Source organism: Flexivirga caeni, assembly GCF_003724155.1.
In the GTDB taxonomy this organism is placed as follows: domain Bacteria; phylum Actinomycetota; class Actinomycetes; order Actinomycetales; family Dermatophilaceae; genus Flexivirga; species Flexivirga caeni.
The window spans coordinates 1-25,116 of record NZ_RJJQ01000030.1 but is presented as its reverse complement, the minus strand read 5'-3'; the positions used below and the strand labels follow the sequence as shown (position 1 = coordinate 25,116).

22 protein-coding genes and 1 tRNA gene are annotated in these 25,116 nt (G+C 69.3%); 7 read left to right on the top strand and 16 right to left on the bottom strand.

The genetic code is table 11. The features are described 5' to 3' along the window. Positions 1–110: 110 nt before the first annotated feature. Genes EFY87_RS19405 through EFY87_RS19390 form a run of 4 tightly spaced genes read right to left on the bottom strand, consistent with a single transcriptional unit; the run spans position 111 to position 6,442 of the window. A complete protein-coding gene (locus EFY87_RS19405) occupies positions 111–1,397 on the bottom strand; it encodes an ArgE/DapE family deacylase (RefSeq protein WP_123273136.1) in 1,287 nt (428 codons plus the stop codon). A gap of 37 nt (positions 1,398–1,434) precedes the next feature. Beyond that, positions 1,435–3,465, bottom strand: a complete 2,031-nt coding sequence (locus EFY87_RS19400; protein ID WP_158607725.1) for an acyltransferase family protein — start codon at positions 3,463–3,465, stop codon at positions 1,435–1,437. An 8-nt stretch (positions 3,466–3,473) separates the two neighbouring features. Continuing rightward, positions 3,474–5,462 carry an acyltransferase family protein gene (locus EFY87_RS19395; protein ID WP_123273134.1) on the bottom strand — a complete coding sequence of 663 codons (1,989 nt, stop codon included), beginning with the start codon at positions 5,460–5,462 and terminating at the stop codon, positions 3,474–3,476. A gap of 11 nt (positions 5,463–5,473) precedes the next feature. Continuing rightward, on the bottom strand, positions 5,474–6,442 hold the full coding sequence (locus EFY87_RS19390) for a nucleotidyltransferase family protein (protein WP_123273133.1): 969 nt from the start codon (positions 6,440–6,442) through the stop codon (positions 5,474–5,476). An 80-nt stretch (positions 6,443–6,522) separates the two neighbouring features. On the opposite strand from EFY87_RS19390, the gene EFY87_RS19385 reads away from it, so the two are divergent. The 3 genes from EFY87_RS19385 (at position 6,523) to EFY87_RS19375 (ending at position 10,882) form a co-directional block, all read left to right on the top strand. Then, positions 6,523–8,256: a hypothetical protein gene (locus EFY87_RS19385; protein ID WP_123273132.1), complete on the top strand. Its 1,734-nt coding sequence runs from the start codon at positions 6,523–6,525 to the stop codon at positions 8,254–8,256. 68 nt (positions 8,257–8,324) lie between these two features. Continuing rightward, positions 8,325–8,888 carry a hypothetical protein gene (locus EFY87_RS19380; protein ID WP_123273131.1) on the top strand — a complete coding sequence of 188 codons (564 nt, stop codon included), beginning with the start codon at positions 8,325–8,327 and terminating at the stop codon, positions 8,886–8,888. Next, positions 8,885–10,882 (top strand): acyltransferase family protein, encoded by a 1,998-nt coding sequence (locus EFY87_RS19375; protein WP_342769146.1) that lies wholly within the window; start codon positions 8,885–8,887, stop codon positions 10,880–10,882. The genes EFY87_RS19380 and EFY87_RS19375 overlap by 4 nt, the downstream gene beginning before the upstream one ends. 18 nt (positions 10,883–10,900) lie before the next feature. Here the strand turns inward: EFY87_RS19375 and polA are convergent, their stop codons facing one another. Beyond that, positions 10,901–13,573, bottom strand: a complete 2,673-nt coding sequence (polA, locus tag EFY87_RS19370) for a DNA polymerase I (protein ID WP_123273129.1) — start codon at positions 13,571–13,573, stop codon at positions 10,901–10,903. A gap of 19 nt (positions 13,574–13,592) precedes the next feature. Here polA and EFY87_RS19365 point away from each other — a divergent pair, with 19 nt between their 5' ends. Next, positions 13,593–14,048: a hotdog fold thioesterase gene (locus tag EFY87_RS19365; protein WP_123273128.1), complete on the top strand. Its 456-nt coding sequence runs from the start codon at positions 13,593–13,595 to the stop codon at positions 14,046–14,048. 12 nt (positions 14,049–14,060) lie between these two features. Here the strand turns inward: EFY87_RS19365 and EFY87_RS19360 are convergent, their stop codons facing one another. The 8 genes from EFY87_RS19360 to EFY87_RS19325 form a co-directional block, all read right to left on the bottom strand. Then, positions 14,061–14,636, bottom strand: a complete 576-nt coding sequence (locus EFY87_RS19360; RefSeq protein ID WP_123273127.1) for a GNAT family N-acetyltransferase — start codon at positions 14,634–14,636, stop codon at positions 14,061–14,063. A gap of 139 nt (positions 14,637–14,775) precedes the next feature. Continuing rightward, a complete protein-coding gene (locus tag EFY87_RS19355; RefSeq protein ID WP_123273126.1) occupies positions 14,776–15,486 on the bottom strand; it encodes an ABC transporter ATP-binding protein in 711 nt (236 codons plus the stop codon). Further along, entirely contained in the window at positions 15,473–16,354 is an 882-nt protein-coding gene (locus tag EFY87_RS19350) for an ABC transporter ATP-binding protein (RefSeq protein WP_123273125.1), read from the bottom strand. The genes EFY87_RS19355 and EFY87_RS19350 overlap by 14 nt, the downstream gene beginning before the upstream one ends. Next, positions 16,351–17,550, bottom strand: coding sequence for a branched-chain amino acid ABC transporter permease (locus tag EFY87_RS19345; protein WP_245988769.1), 1,200 nt, complete (start codon positions 17,548–17,550; stop codon positions 16,351–16,353). Before EFY87_RS19345 ends, EFY87_RS19350 begins: the two co-directional genes overlap by 4 nt. Continuing rightward, positions 17,550–18,557, bottom strand: coding sequence for a branched-chain amino acid ABC transporter permease (locus EFY87_RS19340; protein WP_245988767.1), 1,008 nt, complete (start codon positions 18,555–18,557; stop codon positions 17,550–17,552). Before EFY87_RS19340 ends, EFY87_RS19345 begins: the two co-directional genes overlap by 1 nt. Positions 18,558–18,667: 110 nt before the next feature. Further along, complete coding sequence (locus EFY87_RS19335) at positions 18,668–19,924, bottom strand: branched-chain amino acid ABC transporter substrate-binding protein (protein ID WP_245988765.1); 1,257 nt, start codon at positions 19,922–19,924, stop codon at positions 18,668–18,670. A 240-nt stretch (positions 19,925–20,164) separates the two neighbouring features. Beyond that, on the bottom strand, positions 20,165–20,740 hold the full coding sequence (locus EFY87_RS19330; protein WP_123273124.1) for an ANTAR domain-containing response regulator: 576 nt from the start codon (positions 20,738–20,740) through the stop codon (positions 20,165–20,167). Between the two features lie 82 nt (positions 20,741–20,822). Next, the gene (locus tag EFY87_RS19325; protein WP_158607724.1) at positions 20,823–21,848 is read right to left on the bottom strand and encodes a DUF695 domain-containing protein; all 1,026 of its coding nucleotides are present in this window, start codon (positions 21,846–21,848) and stop codon (positions 20,823–20,825) included. Positions 21,849–21,950: 102 nt separating this feature from the next. On the opposite strand from EFY87_RS19325, the gene EFY87_RS19320 reads away from it, so the two are divergent. Beyond that, positions 21,951–22,580 (top strand): DUF1345 domain-containing protein, encoded by a 630-nt coding sequence (locus tag EFY87_RS19320; RefSeq protein WP_123273122.1) that lies wholly within the window; start codon positions 21,951–21,953, stop codon positions 22,578–22,580. 24 nt (positions 22,581–22,604) lie between these two features. Here EFY87_RS19320 and EFY87_RS19315 read toward each other — a convergent pair whose 3' ends face one another. Together EFY87_RS19315 and EFY87_RS20445 are read right to left on the bottom strand one after the other, a co-directional pair. Then, positions 22,605–23,330, bottom strand: a complete 726-nt coding sequence (locus tag EFY87_RS19315; protein WP_123273121.1) for an MgtC/SapB family protein — start codon at positions 23,328–23,330, stop codon at positions 22,605–22,607. 75 nt (positions 23,331–23,405) lie between these two features. Then, the gene (locus EFY87_RS20445) at positions 23,406–23,672 is read right to left on the bottom strand and encodes a PLDc N-terminal domain-containing protein (protein ID WP_158607723.1); all 267 of its coding nucleotides are present in this window, start codon (positions 23,670–23,672) and stop codon (positions 23,406–23,408) included. Between the two features lie 201 nt (positions 23,673–23,873). On the opposite strand from EFY87_RS20445, the gene EFY87_RS20440 reads away from it, so the two are divergent. Next, a complete protein-coding gene (locus EFY87_RS20440; protein WP_158607722.1) occupies positions 23,874–24,128 on the top strand; it encodes a hypothetical protein in 255 nt (84 codons plus the stop codon). A gap of 227 nt (positions 24,129–24,355) precedes the next feature. Here EFY87_RS20440 and EFY87_RS19305 read toward each other — a convergent pair whose 3' ends face one another. Next, a complete protein-coding gene (locus EFY87_RS19305) occupies positions 24,356–24,631 on the bottom strand; it encodes a VOC family protein (protein ID WP_148043417.1) in 276 nt (91 codons plus the stop codon). 105 nt (positions 24,632–24,736) lie between these two features. On the opposite strand from EFY87_RS19305, the gene EFY87_RS19300 reads away from it, so the two are divergent. Next, positions 24,737–24,819, top strand: a tRNA-Leu gene (locus EFY87_RS19300). Positions 24,820–25,116 lie beyond the last annotated feature (297 nt).

Here is a 25,116-nt window from a genome sequence, read left to right as displayed (position 1 = left end):
CGATACGCCAAACGCGCCGCCTACTACGCCGCCGAAGTCACCATCGCTGGCATCATCCTCTGGCTACGCAACGATTCACAGGACACGCCCTAGTGCGCCGCGCCGGTTTGTTACCGGCCGGTCACTTCGGCGCAGGCGCGGGCGGCCAGCAGGGCGTAGACGCGGGCAGCGGTGAAGACGTCCGCGAGCTCCACGCACTCATCGACCGCGTGCGCGTGCTCGATCCGGCCGGGCCCGTACTGCAGCGTCGGGACGCCGGCCGCGGCGTACAACCGCAGGTCCGAGCCGTAGGGCGCACCCACCACCCGCGGCGCCCACCCGCCGACCGACTCGACGGCCGCCCCGACCTGGCCGAGCAGCGGATGCCCCTCCGGCAGCTGCCCGGAAGCGAAGCGGCCACCCGGCCAGCTGATCCGCACCGGGTGGTCCCGCAGCCATGGGTCGCGCTGCGCTGCTTCGCCGATCGCGTCCTCGAAGTGCTGCTGTGCCGCCTCGATCGTCTCCCCCGGCCGGACGCCATAGCGTCCCTCGGCGACGAGCAGGTCGGGCACGGTGCTCGCCCAGTCGCCAGCGCGCAGCATCCCGACCGACAGCGGCCACGGAAACTCCAGATGCGCGAACTCCCTTGGCACCTGGGCGTTCCGAGACTTCTCCAGGTCGCGCAGCGCAGCATGGACGACGCCGAACTTCTCGACGGCGCTCACGCCCTGCCAGCGCAGCGAGCCGTGCGTCGCCCGACCCGGCACCTCGAGGCGGAAGGTAAGCGACCCGGCGTTGGCCGGGATGACGTCCCCCGCGGTCGGCTCGGCGATCACGCACGCCTGCGCGCGGTGTCCCCGGCGCAGCAGCGCGAACGCGCCGAGCCCGCCGTCCTCCTCACCGCTCACGCAGTGGACCGCGAGCGGCCGCTGCCGGTGCAGTCCGGACCGGCCGACGGCCCGCACCGCGGCGATGGCAACGACCAGGCCGGCCTTCATGTCGCACACGCCGCGGCCGTAGCCGACGCCGGCCCGGATCCGCAGCTCGAACGGGTCGCCGGTCCACGCGTCGAGGTTCCCGGGAGGCACGACGTCGGTGTGCCCGCACAGCGCGAGCGCCGGGTCGTCGACGGCGCCGCCGCTCGACGGCAGCACGCCCACCACCCCGACGGCCTCGGTACGCGCCACCTCGGCGCCCGGGAACCCGGCGTCCGCGGTCAGCTCAGCGAGGTCGATGTCCCACTCGTCGACGTCCAGGCCGAGGGCTCGCAACCAGGCCGCGCACCACCGTTGCGCGGCCACCTCACCGGCACTGCCGCCCACCGAAGGTATGGCGACCAGCTCTCGCAGGTCGGCCACGATCTCCTCGTCGTCGACCAGGTCCAGCAGCGCGCGCTCATCGGCGGTCAGTTCAGGCACGCACGAAGGGTCTCATCCCGGGCGTTGCGCCCGCGCCCTACTGCGAGATCCCGTTGGTGGGCAATTGCCGCCCGAACAGCCGCCGCAGCTCGGGAGCGAAGTGTTCCCACCACGCAGCCGCACCCGCTTTCGCGAAGTGCACCCCGTCAGGGCGCATCGTGACGCCGTCGAGCTGTGCCTGGTAAGTGCCGGCCGGGCACAGGTAGCTGCGCATGTCCAGCAACGACGTCCGGGGATGGGTGCGCACCACCTCGGCCAGCACGTCGTTGAGGTCCGCCTGCCGGGCCGGGTCGTTCTGAACGACCGATGCCATCGAGTCCTCGTCGACCAATGCCTCCGGTGCCAGCGCACCGCCGCCGATCGAGCCCTCGCGGTGATAGCACGGGATGTTCGCGACCGTCACCGGATAGCGCCCGTGGTCACCCGCGACGTCCACCGCGCGTCCGTATGCCGCAGCCAGGTAGCTGCGCCACTGTGGTGTGCCCGCCTTCAACAGCTTGCCGCCCACCCACCGGTCGAAGAGTTCCGCCGAACCGGACACGATGATCGACAGCCGGGGGCGGGTCTCGGCGACCAGTGCGCTCCAGCGGCGCTGCCAGTCGTCGCACTGGGTCTGCGCAGGAGTGTGCTGATTGCCGACCTGCAGTTCCTGCGGCAGCGCGAGCCCGCACCCGAGCTGGGTGCTGGATCCGACGCTGATCGAGGGCAGGTCCTGCGCCGGGAAGTACTTCCACAAGGTGAACGCGACCGAGTCGCCGAAGACGTCGACGCGGCTCTGCCCGGGGCGCATCGGGCCGGTGACGGTGCTGATGCTGCCCGGGAGCGCGGTGCCAAAGATCGGGGCCTTCGCACCGGCCGTCGACACGAACGCGCAGGTGAGACCGAGCGCCAGCGCCATACCAGCGGCGATGATCCCGCCGTGCGGGACCAGCCGGCGCAGCGCGCCGCGGCGGATGGGGCGCTCGACCCACCAGTCGAAGGCGAACGCCACGGCGAACACGACGGCGAAACGCAGGCCGAGCAGCGCCATACCGTGCAGGTGGGTTCGCGATGAGTCGAGGATGAGGAAGAGCGGCCAGTGCCAGATGTAGAGCCCGTAGACCCGCTTGCCGATCTCGACGAGCGGCCGCCAGCTCAGCGCCGCCGAGATCCGCCCGTCCTGGCAGGTCACCAGGTGCCAGCCGATCCCGACCGAGGTGATGCCGGAGATCAGGAAGCCGCCGCGGAAGACCCACTGGCTCTGGTCACTGACGAAGAACGGTGCGCCGAGCAGCCACCCGATGCCGATGCAGGCGGCAAGCGCGGACCAGGTCGACGCTCGTAGCGGCACACCGAACAGCACCGTCACGGGTCGCTTCGGGCGCGGTCTTGCGCGCTGTGCCCGGTCCGCGAGGACGACGGCCAGCCAGCAGCCGCACAGCAGTGCCTGGGCGCGGGTGAACGTGTTGTAGTAGACACCCGACGGATCGGTGAACGGCTGGTATTTCACGCCCATATAGGTCGCCGACGCGAGAGTGAGCACGCACAGCACCGTCGGCAGCCAGCGCAGGCGCCCGCGCCGCCACGCCATCCAGGCCAGCAGGACCACCGGCCAGGCGAGGTAGAACTGCTCCTCGATGCTCAGCGACCAGGTGTGCAGCAACGGCGAGACGGTGGTGCCGGCCTGGAAGTAGGACTGCTTGTCGTGGATGAAGTGCCAGTTGGACCAGTAGGTCAGGGCCGACACCATGTCCATCCGGAACCGGCTCAGCACCGTCGGGTCGGCGAGGAACTTTGCGTAGCACGCCGCGAGCAGCACCACCGCAGTCATCGCCGGGAACAACCGGCGAGCGCGGGACGCCCAGAACTGCAGCAGCGGCACGGTCCCCCACTTCTCGTGCTGCCGCAGCAGCACCGAGGTGATCAGGAAGCCGCTGAGCGCGAAGAACATGTCGATCGCGAGGAACGAGCCGGTCAGCGCCGAGACCCCGGCGTGGTAGAGCAGCACGATGAGCACGCCGATGCCGCGCACCCCGTCGACGGCAGGCAGGTAGTGACTCCCCGAGCGAGCCCGGACGCGCTCGCGCAACGCGCTCATCATTGGCCGGCCCTCCGGTCGGCGAGCTGGGCGAGCAGGAACGCCCAGACACTCGGCGTGATCTGCCGGGAGAGGTGGATGTCATCGCCATACACCGGCAGGCCGGGCAGTTGCCGCGGCACACCGCCCGGGCAGAGTGCCGCGTCCAGATCGGCGACCGGCACGCCGTGCTGGCTGCCCCACGACCTGATGAGCGAGTTGACGTGGTCGGCGGTGCGGAACTCGCGCAGCATCGCCGGGTCCTTCGCCTGCGCCACGTCGACGAAGCGGCCGAGGCCACCCGACGCGGAGTCCCGGCAGGTCTGGGTGACGATCGCCGGCTCCGAGCCGGCCGCCCGCGCCGCCGCGACGATCGTGTTCAGCCGCGCGGTGATCGCGGCGGAGTAGCGCGGGTCGCCCCACCACAGGTCGCGGTCGCCGAACCGGTGCGGGAAACCGAGCAGGATGCTCGGGAAGATGACCAGGAGCTGGCTGTGCGCGGCCGTGAGGCGCTGTGCCGTGTCGGCCTTGAACTGCGTGCAGTCCGCGTGGTTCGGCGACACCGTCCCGCCGCCGGCCTGGTTGACGTAGGGCTGGTCCAGCAGATCGCAGCCCGGCACGGCGAGCGCCACGGCATGCACGCCCGGGAAATCCTGCTGCGGGAAGTTCTGCACCAGCAGGTCAGGCACCGAATCGCCATACAGGGCAACGGTGTAGGGCTTCGCTGGCGGCACGAACTGGCCCTGCCCGGGCACCAGCGAGACGATCCGGGCGGAGTTGCCGGGCTGCGGCTGACCGGCCGCCATGGCCCCTCGTCCGACACCGACGGCGCCGAATAGCAGGGCGGCCAGGACGCCGGCGGCGAGGGTGCGCGCACGGGGGACGCTGCCCACCACCGCGCGCCAGCCGCGGTCATGGATCGGTCGTTCGATGCGCTGATAGGAGATGGTCGCGACGCCGAGGGTCAGCGCGAAGCCGAGCACAACTCGCAGCCAGACCGGGCCGCCGGGCATCAGCTGGCCGAGCCACAGCCCGATCGGCCAGTGCCACAGGTAGGCGCCGTACGAGATCCGGCCGAGAGCGGCCAGCGGGGGTATGGCGAGGGCCCGTTGCAACGGACCGCCGCGCGCGTCGGCCGCAGTCCAAACCCACACCACCGCAGCCAGCGAGAGCACGAACATCCCGCCGTCGACCATCAGCTGCGTCTGCGGCGCCGCGAGCAGGAAGCCGGCCAGCGTCACCACGAAGGCGGCCGCGCCGGCGAGCTGAACCGTCTTCACCGGCAACGGGTTTCGTCGTTCACCAGCCCCAAACCGGGCGGTCAGCACGCCCAGTGCGGCACCCAGGAGGAGGGATTGCGCGCGGGTGTCGGTGCCGTAGTAGACGTGCGACCGGGCCTGGGCAGTGGCGACGCCCACGACGGCCATCCAGCCCGCGGACACGATCGCCAGGCCGGTGAACGCGGCGATCAGCGCGCGCCGGGTGGTGACCACCCGCATCAGCAGCAACAGCAGCGCCGGGATGACGAGATAGAACTGTTCCTCGACCGACAGCGACCAGGTGTGCTGCAGCATCGACGGCTCGGCGAACTGCACGAAATACTGATTGCTCTGCGCGATCAGCCGCCAGTTCATGAAGTAGCCCATGGTGGCGAACAAGTCCCACTTCAGCGACGCGCGCACTGCGGACGAGGCGAACACGAGACCGTAGACGACGATCACCGCGAGCAGGGTCGCCAGCGCCGGGAACAGCCGGCGCGCCCGCCGCGCATAGAACGCCCCGATGCGGACGCTCCCGGTCTGCGCGCGCTCCTCGACCAGCATCCGCACGATGAGAAAGCCCGAGAGCACGAAGAACACATTCAGGGTGAGCCAGGCCCCCTGCAGCCGGCCGACCCCGAAGTGGAAGGCCAGCAGGAAGATCACCAGCACACCGCGGATGCCGTCCAGAGCCGGAAGGCGACGCACAGCCGCCGGCCGAGATCGGCTGCCGGGGGTTCCAGGGCTCATGGGCTGGCAGCTTACCGACGAGTAGGTACGCCGGTGACGATCGCGTCGGTGCGCTTCTCCCCTGCTGCGACGACCGCACCTGCCGCGACGACACACCGGCGCAGTCGCGCACCGGCCCCGACCTGCACGCCGGGCAGCACGACGCAGCCGTCCAGCCAGGCGCCTGCTGCCACGGTGGCCTTCTCGTGGACGCTGCTTCCGCCGGTCAGCCGGGCATTCGCGGCGATGACCGCGCTGGCCGCGACATACCTCGTGCACGCGGGGCGCGACCCGCCCGGCAGGTCACCGCACACCGCGTCGACACAAGCCTGCCGGTATGCCGTGGGGTCCCCGACGTCGCGGAAGTAGCCGTCGGCCGGCCATGCCTCGACGCGCGCCTGGCCCTCGATCGCCGCCGGCAGGACGTCCCGCTCCCAGGAGCACCGCCCGTCGGGCAGCGTGCGCAGAAAGTCACCGGGGACGACATACGTGCCCGCGTTCGCCCACCCCGGCCCGCGCCCGCTCTTCTCGTGGAAGCCGGTCACGCGCCGGTCCGGACCGAAGACGACCTGCCCGTATGGCGCGACGTCCGCGACCGATCGCACGTGCACGCTGACCGCACCGGCCGGCGCGGCACGCAGCTGCGCCGCGAGGTCGTGACTGGACAGTAGGTCGCCGTTCAGCACGACCAGCCGGTCGGCATCCGGCAGCAGCGCCGCGGCGGCGTGCATCGCGCCACCGGTGCCGAGCGGCTGATCCTCCACGCTGTACGTCAGCTCCAGACCCCACTGCGTACCGTTGCCGAGCACGGCGTCGAACGATGCCGCGAGATAACCGGTCGCCAGCACCACCCGCCGGACACCGACGGCGGCCAGCCGCCGCAACTGGTAACCGACGAGCGGTTCGGCGCCCAGCGGGAGCAGCGGCTTGGGACACGCGTCGGTGAGCGGACGCATCCGGCTGCCCACTCCCCCAGCGAGCACGATCGCTGCGACATTCACGCTCGCATTATGTCGGGCCGGCGACTCGGCTACCCTGCAGCACGAACCGTCCACCCCCCACGTCCGGGAGCATCCTGCGCATGGCCTCGCCCGCTGACGTCTCCCGGCCGGCGATCGCGCGGCCGCGGAGGTCAGCCCGAGTCCGCCGGACCCGATCGCTCGCCCTGCACCCGGCGACCCTGCTGAGCCTGCTGTGCGCGGTGCCAGTCGTCGTGGCGGCCGCGCGCGCGATCGCCGCAGGCTGGCTGCCGGTCGGCGACGACGCCATCGTCGCCGCGCGCATCCAGGCCGTGTTCAGCGCGCATCCCCCGCTGGTCGGGATGCGGTCGACAAGCGGCAACACGCAGCGCAGCCTGGACAGCCACCACCCCGGCCCGCTCGAGTTCTACCTGGATGCGCCGGTCTCGGCGCTGTTCCACTACAGCGCCACCGGGATTGTGCTGTCGGTCGCCCTCGTCAACCTGGTGTGCGTGGTGGGCACGGTCGTGATGGCCTACCGGCTGCGTCGCCTGCGCACGGCCGTGCCGGTGGCCGGTGCGCTGCTGCTCGCGCAGTGGCTGCTCGGCCCCGACGTCCTGGCCCGGCCGCTGAACCCCTACGCCGGCATCCTGTCCGTCCTGCTGATGCTGGTCGCGGCGTGGGCCGTGCTGGACCGGGACCCGCACGGGCCGTGGGTGATGCTGCTCGCCGGATCGTTCGCGGCTCAGGTGAACCTCGCCTTCTGTCCTGTCGTGGTGGCCGTCATGGTCGTCGCCCTGGGGTGCTGTGCCGCCCGGGTATGGCGCAACCTGCGCACCGGCCACCGCAGCCGGTCCTGGCGCAGCCGCGCAGCAGCCCGCAAGCGCGTCGTCGTGGCGACCTGCCTCACCGTGCTCGCCTGGCTGCCGCCGATCGTCGAGCTCTTCGTCATACACCCCAACAACGTGCAGCTGGTCTGGCAGTTCGCCACCGCCGACAGCCCCGGCGAGCCGTCGCACAACGGCATGCCGGCTGGCGCGCGTTTCGTGATCGGTCACCTGTCCCCGACCGCGCTGACCCGCCTCGGCAACGACTTCACCACTCCGCCCAGCGGCTCCACGACCGCCGCCGGGCTCGTCGTCCTGGTGCTGCTCCTGCTCGCGGCAACCGCGGGCCCGCGACTGCCGCGCACCGCCGCGACACGCGGTTGCTGGGTCGTGCTCGCCGCGGTCATCGGCGAATCGACGGCGTTGTCGCGGATGCCGGCCGACCTCCAGCAGTCCTACTGGCAGCTGCCGGTCCTGGTCATCACCCCGCTTGCCTACGCGGTCCTCGCCGTCCGGTGCGCCGAGCTCCTGGCCGACGAGCCGGTATGGCGCAGGGCCGACCCCACGGTAGTGCGGCGTGTCACGGCGGCCGGGACGGCTGCTCTGGTCGCTGCGAGCGTGCTCGCCGCCGCAACCGCGCGGGCGCCATCCCGGGTCACCTCGATGCGGTCGCGTGTCGTCATCGACGCGGTCCAGAACTACCTGCACGACCACGCACGGCCCGGTGTGCCGGTCCGGATCGAGTCGGCCGGGCTCGAGTCGTTCATCACGCTCGCGCCGGCCGTCGGCTTCCAGCTGATGCGCGACGGGCACCCGGCACGCTTCCTGCTCGCCTGGTCCTATCCCGAAGACATCTCGTCATGGGACCTGAACGTGACCGTCCCGCACTCGGTCATCGTCACGCTGGCCGACTCCGGCTCGGTGCACGCGGTCCACCCGGGCAGCGGCGCGGCGTCCATACCGCTCCCGGCCCCGGTCGGATCGGGCGTGCTGCTCTGGATCGACATACCACCCGCGGACCGGTCCTGAAAAATCCGGACGCACCGGGCTCTCCGCACACCGCCACCCGGACCCAACTGTTGAGTAACATACGCGCCATGGATGACGTCGAGACGCGCACCGTGATGACCCTGCGCACCGGCAGCAAGATCTGCGTACTGATCGGGCTGGCCCTCCTGGTGCTGTGTGTCTACTTCCTCTTCGTGCCCGTCACGAGCGTTCGCACGTCCTCCGGTGGCGTGTTCGGCTGCGGCACTGCGCTCAGCCCGGCAGGCGGGAGTTTCGCGCATGGGGTGTGCGGCGACGTGACCCAGGAGAACCGCTACCGCGCGTTCGCCTCGCTCGCGATCTGCCTGATCACCGTGGTGGCCGGCGTGCTGATGTTCGGCGTCGACCGGCGCGAGGAGCATCGTGCGATTCCCCGCAGCCAGCGGGACCGCGACACGGGGCGAGGCCGGGACCGCGATTGGGACGACGACCGGTTCGACGAATCGAGCGTCCGTCACCGTCATACCGACCGGAGGCACGACGACCGGGCGGAGGCACGACCCCCGCGGCGGCACGAGGATGACCGGCCGGAGCCACGAGCGACCCGGCACGACGATGACCGGCCGGACGACGACGAGCGGGCGTCCCGTCGCAGCGTGCCGGACGAGCGCTGAACCCCCGCAGCGGCCGGGCAGGGAGCCCGGTCCGTCACGGGCTGTCCTACCGCCCGGCACTGGACGGGCTGCGCGGCATCGCCGTGCTCGCCGTCGTCGGCTACCACCTCGGCATCCCGTGGCTGCGCGGCGGCTGGCTGGGTGTCGACATCTTCTTCGTCCTGTCCGGCTTCCTGATCACCTCGCTGCTGCTGCACGAACGCGCGGCGTGGGGCCGGATCGACCTGGTCGGATTCTGGCTGGCTCGAGCCCGGCGGCTATTGCCGACACTGACCCTCATGCTGCTCGCGGTGACCGCGGTGGCGGCGGTCTGGGCGCCGCCGTCACGACGCGCGGCCGACGCGTGGGACGTGCTGAGCGCGTTCTGCTACGTCGCCAACTGGCGGCTGCTGCTGTCCAATGATCAGTACTTCAGTTCCCTGTCGATGCCGTCCCCGGTCGTGCACACGTGGTCGCTGGCCATCGAGGAGCAGTTCTACCTGATCTTCCCCATCCTGCTGATCGCGCTGCTCACGCTCGCCGCACGCAGCCGGCGCCGGCGGGCACTGGTGGCGGGCGCGCTGACGGTGCTCGCCGCCCTGTCGGTATGGCGGATGGCCGCTCTCTACGTGCCGGGCGCCGATCCGAGCAGGGTCTACTACGGCACCGACACCCGCGCATTCGAGCTGCTCATCGGCGCCGCGGTCGCCGTGCTGGTGAGCGGCCGGGAATTCGGCGACCGGGCCGGACGCACTGGCAAGCGTGCCGGCTCGTCGCCGTTCGGCCGGACCGCCGATGCGATCGACCGCTGCTGCCGGGTCGCGTCGATTCCCGCACTGATCGTGCTGCTCGCCGGATTCGTCGTGCTGACCGACACCTCCGCCATACCGTTCCGCGGCGGGCTCGCGGCCCTGTGCGTCGTGGCGGTCGCGCCCATCGTCACCGGCGCGTCGCTCACCCGATCGCCGGTGCAGCGTGTCCTGGCGAGTAAGCCGCTGCGGCGGGTCGGGCTGCTCAGTTACGCGCTCTACGTGTGGCACTGGCCGGTGATCGTCTTCCTGAACGACCGCCGGATCCACCTGCCGGCCTTCGCGCGCGGAGTCGCCGAACTTGCCGTCTCCGTCGCACTGGCCTACCTCACCTACCGCTATGTCGAGCGCCCGGTGCGCGCCGGCGGCTTGCGCGCGCTCGTTCCGGGGCGACCCGGGCTGGGCCGGCCGGTGGCGGTCGGCGTGCTCTGCGCATTGACCGCCGGCCTGGTGGTGCTGCCGCGGTCCGAGGTGGGCGCGGCGGCCGCGACCGGCGACGGCGTTCAGGTGCGGGCTACGCCCTACACGCCGATGGCCACGCGCAAGACGGTCACCCTGATCGGCAACTCGGTGCCCGACAGCCTGCAGAGCGCCTTCCCCGGCGTGAAATACCCCGACCTGAACGTCGCCACCGACGTCAGCCTGGGCTGTGACCCGTTCCCCGGACAGAAGGTGCTGGACGGTCAGGTCCAGCCGATCGGCGCCGGCTGCCCGGCGTTCCACCGGCAATGGCAGGAGCGACTGCGCAGCGACCCGCCGGACCTGGCGATCTTCATGGTCCCGCAGAGCATCACCAGCGACATGCTCGTGAACGGCCGGACCCTGCACTTCGGCACACCCGCCTACCTCGACTGGCTGGGCAGCATGCTGGGATCCGTGCGGCGTGAGTCACTCGCCGCCGGCGCCAAGCACTTCGCGGTCGCGACCCTGACGTGCCATCGGGTGATCGGGTTCACCGACGACGCCAAGCACATCAACGACGACGGGCGCGTCGCGACCATCGACGCGAAGGTCCGGCAGTGGGCCGCATCGACGGGTACGACGGTGTTCGACTTCGACAAGCTGCTGTGCACCGGCGGCTACCACGATGCGATCAACGGCACGGCCCTGTATGCCGACGGCTATCACTACACCGCCGCCTCCGGCAGCGTCATCTGGAGCTGGCTGGCCCCGCTCATCCAGCAGGTCTTCCGCCGCGACGGATAGCCCGTCCGACAGCGGTGCTCAGTGGGCGGCGGCGTGCCAGGAGTTGCCGACGCCGATGCTGACATCGAGCGGGACGTCCAACTCGATGGCGTTGCCCATCTCGCGACGCACGATCTCCTCGACTTGCGCGCGCTCCCCCGGCGCGATCTCCAGGACGAGTTCGTCGTGCACCTGCAGCAGCATCCGCGACCGCACTCCGGCAGCGTCCAGCGACCGCCGCACGTGCAGCATCGCCAGCTTCATCACGTCGGCTGCCGAACCCTGGATCGGGGCGTTGAGCGCCATCCGCTCAGCCGCCTGGCGCCGCTGCCGATTGTCGGAAGTCAGGTCGGGCAGGTAGCGCCGGCGGCCGAGCATGGTCTCGGTGTAGCCGGTCTTGCGTGCGACGTCGACCACCTCCCGCAGGTAGTCGCGCACCCCGCCGAACCGCGAAAAGTATTCCTCCATCAGCGTGTTCGCCTCGGCGGTGCTGATCGAGAGCTGCTTCGACAGACCGTATGCCGACAGGCCGTAGGCCAGCCCGTAGGACATCGCCTTCACCTTCGCCCGCATCTCCGCGGTCACGTCCTGCGGCTCGACGCCGAACACGCGCGAACCGACGTAGCGGTGCAGGTCCTCGCCGCTGCGGAACGCCTCGATCAGCCCGGCGTCACCGGACAGGTGCGCCATGATGCGCAGCTCGATCTGGCTGTAGTCGGCCGACATGAGCGACTCGTATCCCTCGCCGACCACGAACGCCTCCCGGATGCGCCGGCCCTCCTCGGTGCGGATCGGGATGTTCTGCAGGTTGGGGTCTGTGGACGACAGGCGACCGGTCGCCGCGATGGTCTGCTGATAGGTGGTGTGGATGCGTCCGTCGTCGGCGATCGACTTGCTCAGCCCTTCGACCGTGACGCGCAGGCGCGCCGCGTCCCGGTGTCGCAGCAACGCCTCCAGGAAGGGGTGCCCCGTCTTGGCGTAGAGCTCGGTCAAGGCGTCGGCGTCGGTGGTGTAGCCGGTCTTGGTGCGCTTGGTCTTGGGCATGCCGAGCTTGTCGAAAAGCAGTGTCTGCAACTGTTTCGGCGAGCCGAGGTTGATCCGCTCACCCTCCGCCGCCTCGTAGGCATCCTCCGCGGCCCGCTCCAGCGCGTCGGCGTAGTCGCTCTCCAGCCGGTCGAGCAGGTCGGGGTCGACGTGGATGCCGACCCGCTCCATCTGCGCCAGCAGCTCGACCAGCGGCAACTCCAGGTCGCGCAGCAGCTCGGTGCCACCCGTTTCCTCGACCTGTCCGTCGAGCGCGGCCGACAGGTCGAGCACCGCGCGGGCCTGGACCATCGCCTCTTCCGCCTGGGTGTCGTGACCGTCCAGGTCGAGCATGCCCTGCGCCGGGTTGTCCTGCTCGGGCCGCAGCTCGCGCTTCAGGAACCGCAGCACCAGGTCGCCCAGGTCGTAGGCGCGCTGGTCCGGCCGCACCAGGTATGCCGCCAGCGCCGTGTCGCTGACCAGCCCGGCGAGCGGCAGGCCCGCGGCATACAACGCCTCCAGCGGGCCCTTCGCGTCGTGCATCACCTTCGGTCGCTCGGGGTCGGCAAGCCACGCCCGGATCGCGCTCTCTCCTTCCGGAGTCAGCTCCGCCACGTCGACGTATGCCGCGCGCTCCTCGCCCACCGCGATCGCGAGTGCGCGCACGTCTCCGGCGCCGCGTGCCCAGTCGCCGACGACGTGCAGGCCTGCCCGGTCTTTCGACGTCAGGTATGACGTGGCCCACCAGGCAACCTCGCCGGGCTCCAGCACCGAACCCTCGACCTCGACTGCACCTTCAGCCTCTGCCCCGCCTGCTTCGATAGTTGCGAAGAGGCGCTCCCGCAACACCCGGAACTCCAGGCCGTCGAAGACCTGGTGCACCTGGTCGCGGTCCCACACCTGCCGCTCTAGGTCGTCCGGGGTGACTCCGATCGGCACGTCGCGGACCAGCTGGTTGAGCCGCCGGTTGCGCAGCACGCCGTCCAGGTGCTCGCGCAGGGAGTCGCCGACCTTGCCCTTGATCTCGCCGACGTGGTCGACGATGCCGGGCAGGTCGCCGTAGAGCCCGATCCACTTGGCCGCGGTCTTGGCGCCGACGCCGGGAACCCCCGGCAGGTTGTCGGACTTCTCTCCGACCAGCGCCGCCAGGTCCGGGTAGCGCTCCGGCGGCACCAGGTAGCGTTCCTCGACCTTGGCCGGTGTCATCCGCCACAGGTCGGAGACCCCCTTGGCGGGATAGAGCACGGTGACCTTGTCGGTCACCAGCTGCATCGCGTCGCGGTCACCGGAGACGATCAGCACCTCGTCGAAACCCGCCGCCTCCGCCTCGGTCGACAGCGTCGCGATCAGATCGTCGGCCTCCCAGCCGGACATCTCGACGTAGCGGATCTTCAGCGCGTCGAGGATCTCGTGGACCAGCGACACCTGCCCCTTGAACTCGTCGGGCGTCTTGGCGCGGCCCGCCTTGTACTCGGCATACTCCTCCGCCCGGAACGTCTGCCGGGAGACGTCGAAACAGACGCCGACGTGCGTCGGCTCCTCGTCGCGCAGCACGTTGATCAGCATCGAGGTGAAGCCATAGACGGCATTCGTCGGCTGCCCGGTGCTGGTCGAGAAGTTCTCGACGGGCAGCGCGTAGAAGGCGCGATAGGCGAGCGAGTGACCGTCGAGGAGCAGCAGGCGTTTCACACCTGGCAGCCTAGGGGTCATGACCGACACCACGACGCCGTCCCCCGCCCCGACTCCCGGGACCGACCTGGTCGCGCTCTTCAACGACCTCAACACCGGCACGCTCGGCGAGAAGATGGGCATCGTCTTCACCGAGGCCAGCCCTGAGCGAATCGTCGCGACCATGCCGGTCGCGGGCAACAACCAGCCCTACGGCCTGCTGCACGGCGGCGCCAGCGTGGTGCTCGCCGAGACCCTTGGCTCGGTCGGCGCAGCCGTCCATGCGGGCGAAGGGCGCATTGCCGTCGGCCTCGATATCAACGCCACGCACCACCGCGGTGCGCGCTCCGGCCTGGTCACCGGCACCGCCACGCCGTTGTCCCTCGGGCGCACCCTGGCGTCCTACGAGGTCGTCATCACCGACGAGGACGGCAACCGTATCTGCACCAGCCGGATCACCTGCCTGCTGCGCGACTCCGCTCCGAAAGCCAAGTAACCACAAGCGGTTTCATTCCGCCGGAGTCAGCACCTCGTGACGCCGGGTGCGGGCACGAAGCGTTCGCCGGCGCCGCACCGCCTCGCCCACCACGGCCCCCGGCCCCGCGAGGCGGCGGTGCAACGCGGCCGGTGTCGTCATCCGTTCGGTGACGACCGATGCGAACCCGAGCCGGGCGAAGAAGCGATTGGCGTCCCTGCTGGCCGACGGGACGCACGACACGATCTCAGGGGCACCGATGTGCTCGGCGTATGTCGCAACAGCCTGCAGCAACGCGCCCGCGACCCCGCGCTGGCGGCGCCCCGGCCGGACCCACAGCACGTCCACCCAGACGGCGAGGGTGTCCTGCAGCGCCGACACCGGACCGGACATCACGATCGTGAAGCCGACGGGGTCGCCGTCGACGGAAGCGGCGAAGATCCGCACGTCCGGGCGTTCGCACGCCCGCGTCAGCCGGCCCTCGCGCAGCGCCCGGTCGATCTGATCCTCGGTGTGCCCGTCCGCGAGCTTCGAGTCGCGCCACAACTGGACGAAAGAATCCTCGTCCCCGTAGGTCACGCGGGTGACCTGTACGGCCGATCTGGCCATCCAACTTCCTCCGTCTCGCCGGGCCCCGAGCAGGACTGCACAGGGCAGCGTACGCCCTCGATCCGTGGGTTGAACACGGATCCGGCACAGCGTCCTCTCAACTGCCGCTGATCCGGCAGTCGACACCGCCAGGAGACGTTCAGGCGCCCAGGTATGCCGCCCGCACCGCGGGGTCGGCCGCGACCTCGGCCCCGGAACCCTCGCGGGTGATGTGACCCGTCTCCAGTACGTACGCCCGGTGGGCGAGCTTGAGCGCCTGGTTGGCGTTCTGCTCGACGAGCAGCACCGTCGTGCCCTGCTCATTGACCTCCTTGACGATGCGGAAGATCTGCCGGATGAACTGTGGTGCCAGGCCCATCGACGGTTCGTCGAGGAGCAGCAGCTTCGGGTGCGCCATCAGCGCCCGGCCGATCGCCAGCATCTGCTGCTCGCCACCGGACAACGTGCCTCCGGCCTGTTTGGAGCGCTCCTTCAGCCGCGGGAAGAGGTCGAAGACGCGCGCGAAGTCGGCGTCCATCGACGACTTGTCCTTGCGCGCGAACGCACCCATGTCGAGGTTCTCCAGCACCGTCATGGCCGGGAAGATCCCGCGGCCTTCCGGCGCGAGCGACATGCCTCGGATGACGCGCAGGTGCGCCTTCGTCTTGGAGACGTCGCCGCCGTCGAACTGGATCGACCCCGCGGACAGGCCGAGCAGTCCGGCGATGGCGCGCATGGTCGTGGTCTTGCCGGCGCCGTTGGCTCCGATCAGCGACACGATCTCGCCCTCGTCGACGTGGATCGACATCTCGTGCAGCGCCTGGATGCGGCCGTAGTGGACGCTGATGCTGTTCAGCTCAAGCAACGCCATCGTCGTCGTCCTCCACGCCCAGGTATGCCGCGATCACTGCCGGGTCCTCTTGAATCTGTTTCGGTGCGCCCTCGGCGATCTTGCGGCCGAACTCCAGCACCACGATGCGGTCGGTCACTCCCATGACCAGTTTCATGTCGTGCTCGATGAGCAGCACGGTGTAGCCGTCGTCGCGGATCTGCCGGATGAGCGTCATCAGCTCTTCCTTCTCGGCCGGGTTGAATCCGGCCGCAGGCTCGTCCAGGCACAACAGCTTCGGCTCGGTGGCGAGCGCGCGGGCGATCTCCAGGCGTCGCTGCGAGCCGTAGGACAGGCTGCGCGACGGCGAGGTGGCCTCGCCGGCGATCCCGACGAACTCCAGCAGCGCCATACCCCGCTCGATCGACTCGCGCTCCTCGCGCACATGCCGTGGGGTGCGGAAGATCGCACCCGGAACGCTGGTGCGGTGGCGGGCGTCGAGTCCGACCACCACGTTCTCCAGAGCGGTCATGTCGCCGAAGAGGCGGATGTTCTGGAAGGTGCGGGCCACCCCAGCCCGGGTGATCGCGTGCTTCTTCTTGCCGACCAGGGACGCGCCCTCCATCGTCACAGTGCCGTGCGACGGCTTGTAGACGCCGGTCATCGCGTTGAAGCAGGTCGTCTTGCCGGCGCCGTTCGGGCCGATCAGGCCGAGGATCTCGCCGCGCCGGATCTCGAACGAGACGTGGTCGAGGGCGGTCAGGCCGCCGAAGGTGACGGTGAGTTCGTCGAGTACGACGAGCGGCTCACCCACCGAGACCGCGATTTCGCGATCCGGCGCCACGATGTCGGCGATCTCTTGCTCGGTGACCGTCCGACCGTCCGCCGGGTCCGGTATGGCGGTGCTCACTGGTCCTCCTCCTTGCGCAACGTGATCCGGCCGGCATCGGTCGCGGCGGCAGCTTCCGGTTGCCCGGACGCCGTGCCGGTCCACTGCCGGATCCGGCCGATGGCGGCGAGCAGATGGTTGCGGGCCGGCAGCAGGCCTTGCGGCCGGAAGATCATCAGCACGATCAGCACCACGCCGAAGATGAGGTACTTGTAGTTGGCGATCTCGATGAACCGGTTCGGGATGTAGGACACGATCGCGCCGCCGATGACCGCCCCGAACTTGTTCCCGGAACCGCCGAGCACGACCGCCGCCAGAAACAGCATGGAGGTCGCGACGTCGAACTTCTGGTTGTTCACGAAGCCGACCTGCCCGGCGAAGATCGCGCCGGAGAGACCGCCGATCGCGGCACCCGTGCCGAACGCCCACAGCTTGAACTTGAACGTCGGGACACCCATCGTCTCCGCGGCGTCCTCGTCCTCCCGGATGGCGACCCACGCCCGGCCGACTCGGGACCGCTCGAGGTTCCCGAGCAGCAGCATCACGACGATGATGATGGCGACCGTCATCATGTACCACGGCGTGCCGTGGCTGTTGTCGAAGATCTGCTTGCCGTCGTGGGTTCCCGGGGGTGCGCCGACGTTCTGGAAGCCGACGTTGCCGCGCAGCGCGGGCACGATGCTGGCCAGCAGCCGGATGATCTCACCGAACCCGAGTGTCACGATGGCCAGATAGTCGCCGCGTAGCCGCAGCGTGGGTATGCCGAGGAGCACCCCGAAGAACACCGTCACGACCATGGCGAGCGGCAGCGTCCACAGGAACGGAATGTGCACGTAGGTCGAGTCCGAACTCGTCCAGAGCGCAGCGACATACGAACCGACGGCGAAGAACCCGATGTAGCCCAGGTCCAGCAGGCCGGCCTGGCCGACCACGACGTTCAGGCCGAGCGCCACCAGCGCGAACCGCGCCATGTCGAAACAGGCCAGCGGGAAGTCGGTGCCGGGCTCGGTGGTGATGATCGGCGGGTTGATGACCGGCAAGAAGAAGACGACCAGCGCGACGATGCTCAGCACCAGCCACTGCTGCCAGCGCGGCAGGGCGCGCCACCGGCCGCGCAGCTTGTCCAGCCGGCTGCCCTTGGTTTCGGCCAGCTCGTCCGCGTCCAGCTGAGCAGCTTCCGCGCCGCCCATCGGCGGGCCTTCTGGATTGATGCCCATCACGCACGCACCTTCGCGAGGTTGGAACCGAGGATGCCTTCCGGCCGGACCATCAGCACGAGGACCAGCACGATGAACGAGACGACGTCCGTCCACTGCGCGTCCCCGAGCAGGTACTGGCCGTAGTTGCCGATCATGCCCAGCAGCAGGCCACCGAGCAGGGCGCCGCGGATGTTGCCGATGCCGCCGAGCACCGCCGCGGTGAAGGCCTTGATGCCGAGGATGAAACCGCCGTTGTAGATGACCCCGGACGGCACCTTCATCACGTAGAAGAGCGCACCCGCGCCGGCCAGGATGCCGCCGATGACGAACGTCGACATGATGATGCGTTCCTTGTTGACGCCCATCAGCGTCGCGGTGTCGGGGTCCTGCGCGACCGCGCGGATGCCCCGCCCGAGCCGGGTGCGGCGAATGAACTGGTCGGTGGCCACCATCATCACGATGGCCGCGATCACGATGGTCAGCTGCTGGCTGTCGATGATCGTGCCGAAGACGTCGAAGATCGGCTTCGGGTTGAACATGATGACCGCGGGCTCGGCGTTCGAGCTGCGCCAGTTGAAGAAGATGTACTGGATCGCGAAGGAGGCGCCGATCGCGCTGATCAAATAGGCGAGGCGTGGTGCGCCGCGATCTCGCAACGGCTTGTAGGCGACCCGCTCGACGATCAGCGCGACGATCGCCGAGACGATCATGGCCGCGATGCAGGCCAGCAACAGGTCACCGATGATCGCGATGAGTGACAGGTGCGGCGGGTTGGGCCCGAAACCGAGCGCGGACAGCGTGAACACCACCGCGTACGCCCCGGAGATGAAGACCTCCGAGTGCGCGAAGTTGATCAGGTTGAGCACGCCGTAGACCAGCGTGTAGCCGAGGGCGACGAGCGCGTAGATCGCGCCGAAGGTCATCCCGTCGAAGGTGGCGGGCCAGAAGTTCTGGAAGAGGTTGCTCCAGTCGAACTGGATCCAGCTGCTGTCAACCGTGGCAAGGCTGGTAACAAGACCATGCACGAGTGGTTCTCCTAGCGGTCAGTGATGCTCGTTCGGAACTGCCGGCACGGCACTTCGCCGACGGCCACCGGCGGGAAGCGCGCCGTGGCCGTCGGCGAAGAAGCGATGCGTCAGCTGCTCGGGATCACGCCGGCGGAGACGATGTTGCCGTTCGACACCTTGTAGGCGTAGACCGGCAGGCTCTCCAGCTCACCCGTCGAGGTCCACTTGTACTTCTTGGACAGGCCGTCGGCGTCATACGTGCGGATGAACTGCTCCATGGCGGAGCGCGTCGTCTTGCCCTTGTCGATGCCGGTCAGCATGATCGTCGCGGCGTCATACCCCTCGACTGAGTAGGTGCCCGGTGCGGTGCCACCACTGACCTTCTTGTAGGCGTCGGCGAAGCTCGGGATCAAATCACCCGGGATGCACGGGCAGGTGAAGTAGGCGTTCTTGCTCGCGTCGCCGGCCTGCTTGATGAACTGCGGGTCCTTCACACCGTCCGGGCCGATGAAGTCGCCCTTGAAGCCCTTCTGCACCAGCTGCTGGTCGAACGGCGCGCCCTCGGCGTAGTAGCCGGAGTAGAAGACGACGTCGGCCTTGGAGTTCATGACCTTCTGCACGGTGGCCGAGAAGTCCTTCTGGCCGGTGGTCACCTTGTCGGTGCCGACGAGGTCGGCCTTCGGCAGGGCGGCCTGGGTGGTCTTGGCCAGGCCGATGCCGTAGTCGGAGTCGTCCTGGACGACGAACACCTTCTTGCCGCCGAGCATGGTGGTGGCCAGCTTCGCAGCCGCCGGGCCCTGGACGTTGTCGTTCCCGAGGCCTCGGAAGAACGTCGTCCAGCCGTTCTGGGTCAGTGACGGGTTGGTCGCCGAGGGTGTGATGTGCGGCAGGCCTGCCTGCTGGAAGATCTTGCCGGTCGACTTGGACTCGCCGGAGAACGGCAGGCCGACCACGCCGACGATGGTCTTGTCGTTGACCGCCTGGGTCACCGGGCCGGTCGCCTTGCTCGGGTCACCCTCGGTGTCGAACTTCTTGAACTGAACCTGGCACTTCGGGTTGGCCTTGTTGTGCTCGTCGATCGCGAGCTGCACGCCGTTGTAGATGTTGATGCCCAGCTGCGCGTTGGCGCCCGTCTCGGCACCCACGTAGGCCAAGGTCGTGGTCGGCGCGCAGACCGCCTTGCCGTCGCCGGCTGGCTTCACGGCATCGGCCGGAACGTCGATCTTGGTCTGCTCCGGGAGGCTCTTCAGCCCGTTGCTGCCGCCGGAGCTGCCGCCGGTTCCTGAGGCACTGCCCCCGCCGCCACCGGAGCTGCTGTTGGCACAGCCGGCCACTGTCATCACTGCTGCGATCGCCGGTATGACGATCAGCTTCGTCGCACGCACGAAGGTTCCTCCTAGACACAGGGAGCGCGCACTCGCCGGATGCGCCGCGCGCGTGACAGTGACCTTAGAGCGAATCGGGCGCGGCTACACCCTCATTCTGAGGTTTCGCTTGTTACGTTCTGATTACTTACCCAGAACTGCGTCCCATGCCGTGTGTTTACTGACCATTACCCGGGAATTTTGGTCGATGACTGTGTGTTTGCTGGCTATTTCCCTCGGGTATGTGCACTCACTGTACGTTCACTGGCCACCGCCCGTGGATCCGGCGATCACCGCGTCGGCAACTTCTCGCATGCCGAGACGCCGGTCCATGGCCGTCTTCTGGATCCAGCGGAAGGCACTCGGCTCATCCAGTCCCAGCTGCTGCATCAGGATCCCCTTGGCCCGGTCCATCCGTTTGCGCGTCTCCAGGCGCGACCCGAGGTCGGCGACCTCCTGCTCCAGCGCCCTGCGCTCGGCCCACCGCGATCGCGCGATGGTGATGGCCGGGCGCAGATCGTCGATCGTGAACGGCTTGAGCACATACGCCATCACCCCGGCGTCGCTGGCGCGCTCGACCAGGTCCTTGTCGGAGAACGCCGTCAGCATCACCGTCGGGGCGACACCCGCCCGCCCGATCTCGTCCGCCGCGCTGATGCCGTCCAGCACCGGCATCTTCACATCGAGCACGACCAGGTCCGGCTGCAACTCCAGCGCGCGGTCCACCGCCTGCCGCCCATCACCGACCTCGGCAACCACGTCGAACCCCGCATCACGCAGCATCTCGGCGAGGTCGAGCCGGATGATCGCTTCGTCCTCGGCGACCAGCACTCGCATCGCAGCGTTTTCGTTGCTCACCGGACCAGCTAAGCACGCCGGGTGGGCACGCCGGCGGGCTCCGGCGCCGGTGTGGGACGGCTCACCCGCGCAGGTGCGCCACTCCTGCCCAGCCCGGGTCGGACTCGACGGCGACCCGCACCGCACCGTTCGCCCATCCGGCGACGGCGGCCTTCACCTGATCCGCGGCCGGGGTCGAGCCCTCGGCATACACGTGCACCTGGCAGGTGCCGCCGCTGCATTCGTAGGCGACCACGCGCCCCTGCCCCTCGAGCCGGTCGGTCACGTGACTGCGCAGCCGCTCCAGCTCCTCCGCTGCTGCCGGGTCGGGCAGCCCGGCATCGTCCCTGTCCCGGTATGGCGCGGTGATCACGATGTGCTGGTCGAACTGCGGGGCCCAGGCCGCCGCGAGCGGCACCTGCGCGCCCGCGATCACAGCACCGCGAGGACCGTTGCCCTGCAACGAAATCCACTGCGGCTCGCCGTTCTCGTCGGTGAACTCGCCGCGCAGGTCGCGCACCACCGCCCGCAGCCCGGTGAGCCCGAAGCCGTCCAGCGGCGGAGCCTCGACCGGAGCGAGCTCACCGATCCAGGTCTCGGTCATCTCTTCGCCGAGTGCGACGTCGAGTGCGTGGAAGCACAACGTGATCCGCTTGTCGGCCGGCACCTGCGCCATCTGCGGGTGGTAGACCGTCACGTCCAGCCGGCTGCCGGTGCGGCGCACACCGACCTGCACCGAGCCGAGGTCGAACTCGTGACCGTCGACGCCGATCCGGCGCCCGTCGAGCGAGGCGGCGGGCTGGCGGCTGTCGGCATACGACCAGACGAAGTCGCTCGGCGGGGCACCGGCCAGCCACCGCCGCGCGGTCGCCCGCAGGTCGGGGTCGCCGTCCGCGGTCACGACGAGCAGGTGCGCCGACTCACTGCCGGGTGCCAGCTCCCAGGACAGGTTCGGGTCGATGAGTTCCACGCGCGGCCCGAGCAGTCGCACCTGGTCCGGTCCGGAATCGGCCATCGCGACCTGGCCGGACCCGCCGTCGCTCCACCAGGCCCAGAAGTCCGCGATCGCTTCGCCGGTCGTATCCCGTCGTCTGCCGAAGAGTGCCATGAGGTCATCCAACACTGCCCCGACACGGTGCGCGGGACGGGCGCCTAGGCTCGCCATACGCCACCCGTCGCAGACCACGCGACCGGACCGAGGAGATCGCCGATGAACCCGCTCACCGCGGCCCTGCCCCGCCTGGTGCTGACCGCGGTCGTCGGCGTGCTCGCCGGAGTTGCAGTAGCGCTGGTCACCCGCGTGTCATTCGGGATTCTCTGCGGAATCGTCGCGCTGGCAACGACTTTCGTGGTGCTCGGCACCGTCGCGCTGTGGCCGATGGACGCCGATGCGACGGCTGAGCACACGCGGACCGAGACCTTCGCACCGTGGCTGGAGGAGCTGCTGATCGTCGGCGCGGCGGTCGGCGCGCTGATCGCGAACATTGTCCTGCTGATCCTCGAGCACTCGCACCGGGGCCAACTGGCCGCCGCGCTGGGGCTGCTGGGCGTCTTCATGACCTGGTCGATGCTGCATCTGATGTATGCCGCCCGGTACGCGCTGCTCTACTACACCGCGCCGGTGGGCGGCATCGACTTCAACGACGAGGAGCCGCCGGCATACAGCGACTTCTTCTACTTCAGCTACAACCTGGGCATGACCTACCAGGTCTCGGACACCAACGTGACCCAGTCGCGGTTCCGCGCGGTCGTGTTGCGGCACTGCCTGATCTCCTACGTCTTCGGCACGGTGATCCTCGCTGCCACCATCAACCTGGTGGCGAGCATCGTGACCGGGTGACCCGGCGGGCGACGTGGTAACCGTTCAGTCGTCGTCCGACTCCTCCCGGTCGATGCGGATGACGCCGTCGATCGCGCCCAGCACCGGCACCACCTGGTCCAGCGCGCGGCCGGTCAGCGTCAGCCCCACGGCCACGACGGCGGACTCGTCGCCGTCCGACTCCGTGTCGATCGGCTTGCGGCTGCGCTCCACGGACAGCGAGCCGATCACCCATTGCCGCCCGGTGCAGGTGGACAGCACCTCGCGCAGGATGCCGCGCCCGTCGGCATACGTGACGAGGTAGCGCCGCTCGCCGAGCCCTCGATCGCCGAGCCAGCGCGACAGCGGCGTGAAACCAAGCACGACCGCGAAGTGCAGCAGCGTCACCAGCACCGCGAGCAGCGGAAGCCCGGCGCCGGCCGCCAGGCCGATCGCCGCCGTCTCCCACACGGATGCGGCCGTGGTCAGCCCGCGGACCGACGTCGGGCGGGTGATGATCAGGCCGGCACCGAGGAAACCGATGCCCGAGACGACCTGCGCGGCAACCCGCGACGGGTCGAGGATGACGTGGCTGCCGAGGACGTCATTGAAGCCGTACTTGCTGACCAGCAGGATCAGCGCGGCGGACGTGCCGACGATGGTCTGGGTGCGCGTGCCCGCTGCCTTGCCGCGAACCTGTCGCTCCAGGCCGATCACCGCGGACAGCACGAACGCGAGCAGCAGCTCCTCCACCTGCAGCCAGCCCTGGCCGTCATGGGCGTCGAACATCATGTGCACTTCCGTACCCCTTCTGGCGTGGCCGAACCGACCCACCAGCTTAGAGAGGGTGACCGGAAGGGTGCCGGGTCAGCGCCTGCGGGGGTCGAAGTAGAGGTCGGGGCGGGTGTCCAGCTCCCCCGGCGGCGCACCCGGGCTGTGCACCATGCCGAGCTTCTCGACGAGCAGGTAGGCGAACGCGCCGAGCGGCACCAGGATCACGACCGCGAGCGTCCACTGCCACTTGTGCAGCAGCAGTTCGTCGTCGGTCCGCACGATGTCGACCAGGCAGTAGAGGACGAGTGCCACCGCGACGACGACCACCGGCAGCACCAACTGCCACGGAACGCTGAACATCGTTCGCCCCCTTTTTCGGCTGACGTTCAGTATGGCACCGGGTGGGTCGCTGCGGGTTCGCGCGGCAACCGGCCGCGAGGTGGTCGCGACATACCGGCCGACGGTTGCCGGGGACGGCGCGACGCACGTTATTGAGCAGTCGCTCAAACAATCGGCTACTGTGGTGTCCGTCGAGCGGCACACTGCCCGAAAGGAGAAGCCATGAACTCCTCCTGGACAGTCGCGCCCTGGAGCGACATCCGGCGCTCGCACCCTGTCCTGCGATACGCGATCTACGGGTGTGCCACCTGCGGCGTTGCCCGCGTGCTGGTCGGCACGATCGCCGGACTGCGGATCTACACGCCGACCGCGTGGGCCACTGCCGCGGAAGTCGGCCTGCCCGCGGCAGTATTCGGCGCACTTGCCGGTGCGCTCGCGGGATGCGTGGTCGCCGTGGCAGCTCGCGCGCGACGGTGAGCATCGGTCAAGGTAGCGGGGTGCCGGAGGCGGGATTTGAACCCGCACGCCCTTGCGAGCAAAGCATTTTGAGTGCTCCGTGCAGGTCGGATCAATCCGCGAGGCGGCCATCGACGGAGAGGCGTCCCGATGTCCGACGAGTTCATCACCACGACATTGACCATCGACGCGACGCCGCACGCCGTGTTCACGGTGCGGGCTGATCCGACCCAGCATCCCCGCTCCTGTCAGTCTGCGACGAGCTCATCGACGGTGCCGTCGGGTCCGCGGAAGTGCTGCCACGTCGGGCCGGCCCCGCCGAGCAACTCGGCGCCGGCTATCCGCAACTCCTCCACGGCGGCGGCCAGGTCACGGACGGCGAAGCCCACGACGGGACCAGTCGAGAGGTGTTCCTTTCCTGGGAAGCCCTTGCCGAACACCTCGACATTGCGACCGTCGGGCAGAGCGAAGACCCAGAAGTCCGGATCGTGACGGACGAGCCCGGTGATCTCCATGTCAGCCATCATCGAACCTCAAGTTCGCTTGAGATCAACCGCGCCGGGATTGCCGGAGTCTTGCGCCGAGTGGAGCCGGGGGCGTCGTCTCCCGTACACTGGCGCGGCACTCCCGCCGGAGTGGTGGAACGGCAGACACGGAGCACTCAAAATGCTTTGCTCGCAAGGGCGTGCGGGTTCAAATCCCGCCTCCGGCACCCAGAGACTCGCGTTCGGCATACTCCTGATTGAACCGACAACTCCGAGTGTGCCCAGCGCGCGGTCCAGCGCGCGCTCGGCATACCCGAAACCGTGGGCGACGACCGATTCGGGCAACAGCCACCCCCACCCAACTGCACGACCAGCCGACGGCCGCGGAGGCGACGACCGAAACGAGTGGCGGGCTCGGCGAACTTATTCGCCTAGGGCGTGTCCTGTGAATCGTTGCGTAGCCAGAGGATGATGCCAGCGATGGTGACTTCGGCGGCGTAGTAGGCGGCGCGTTTGGCGTATCG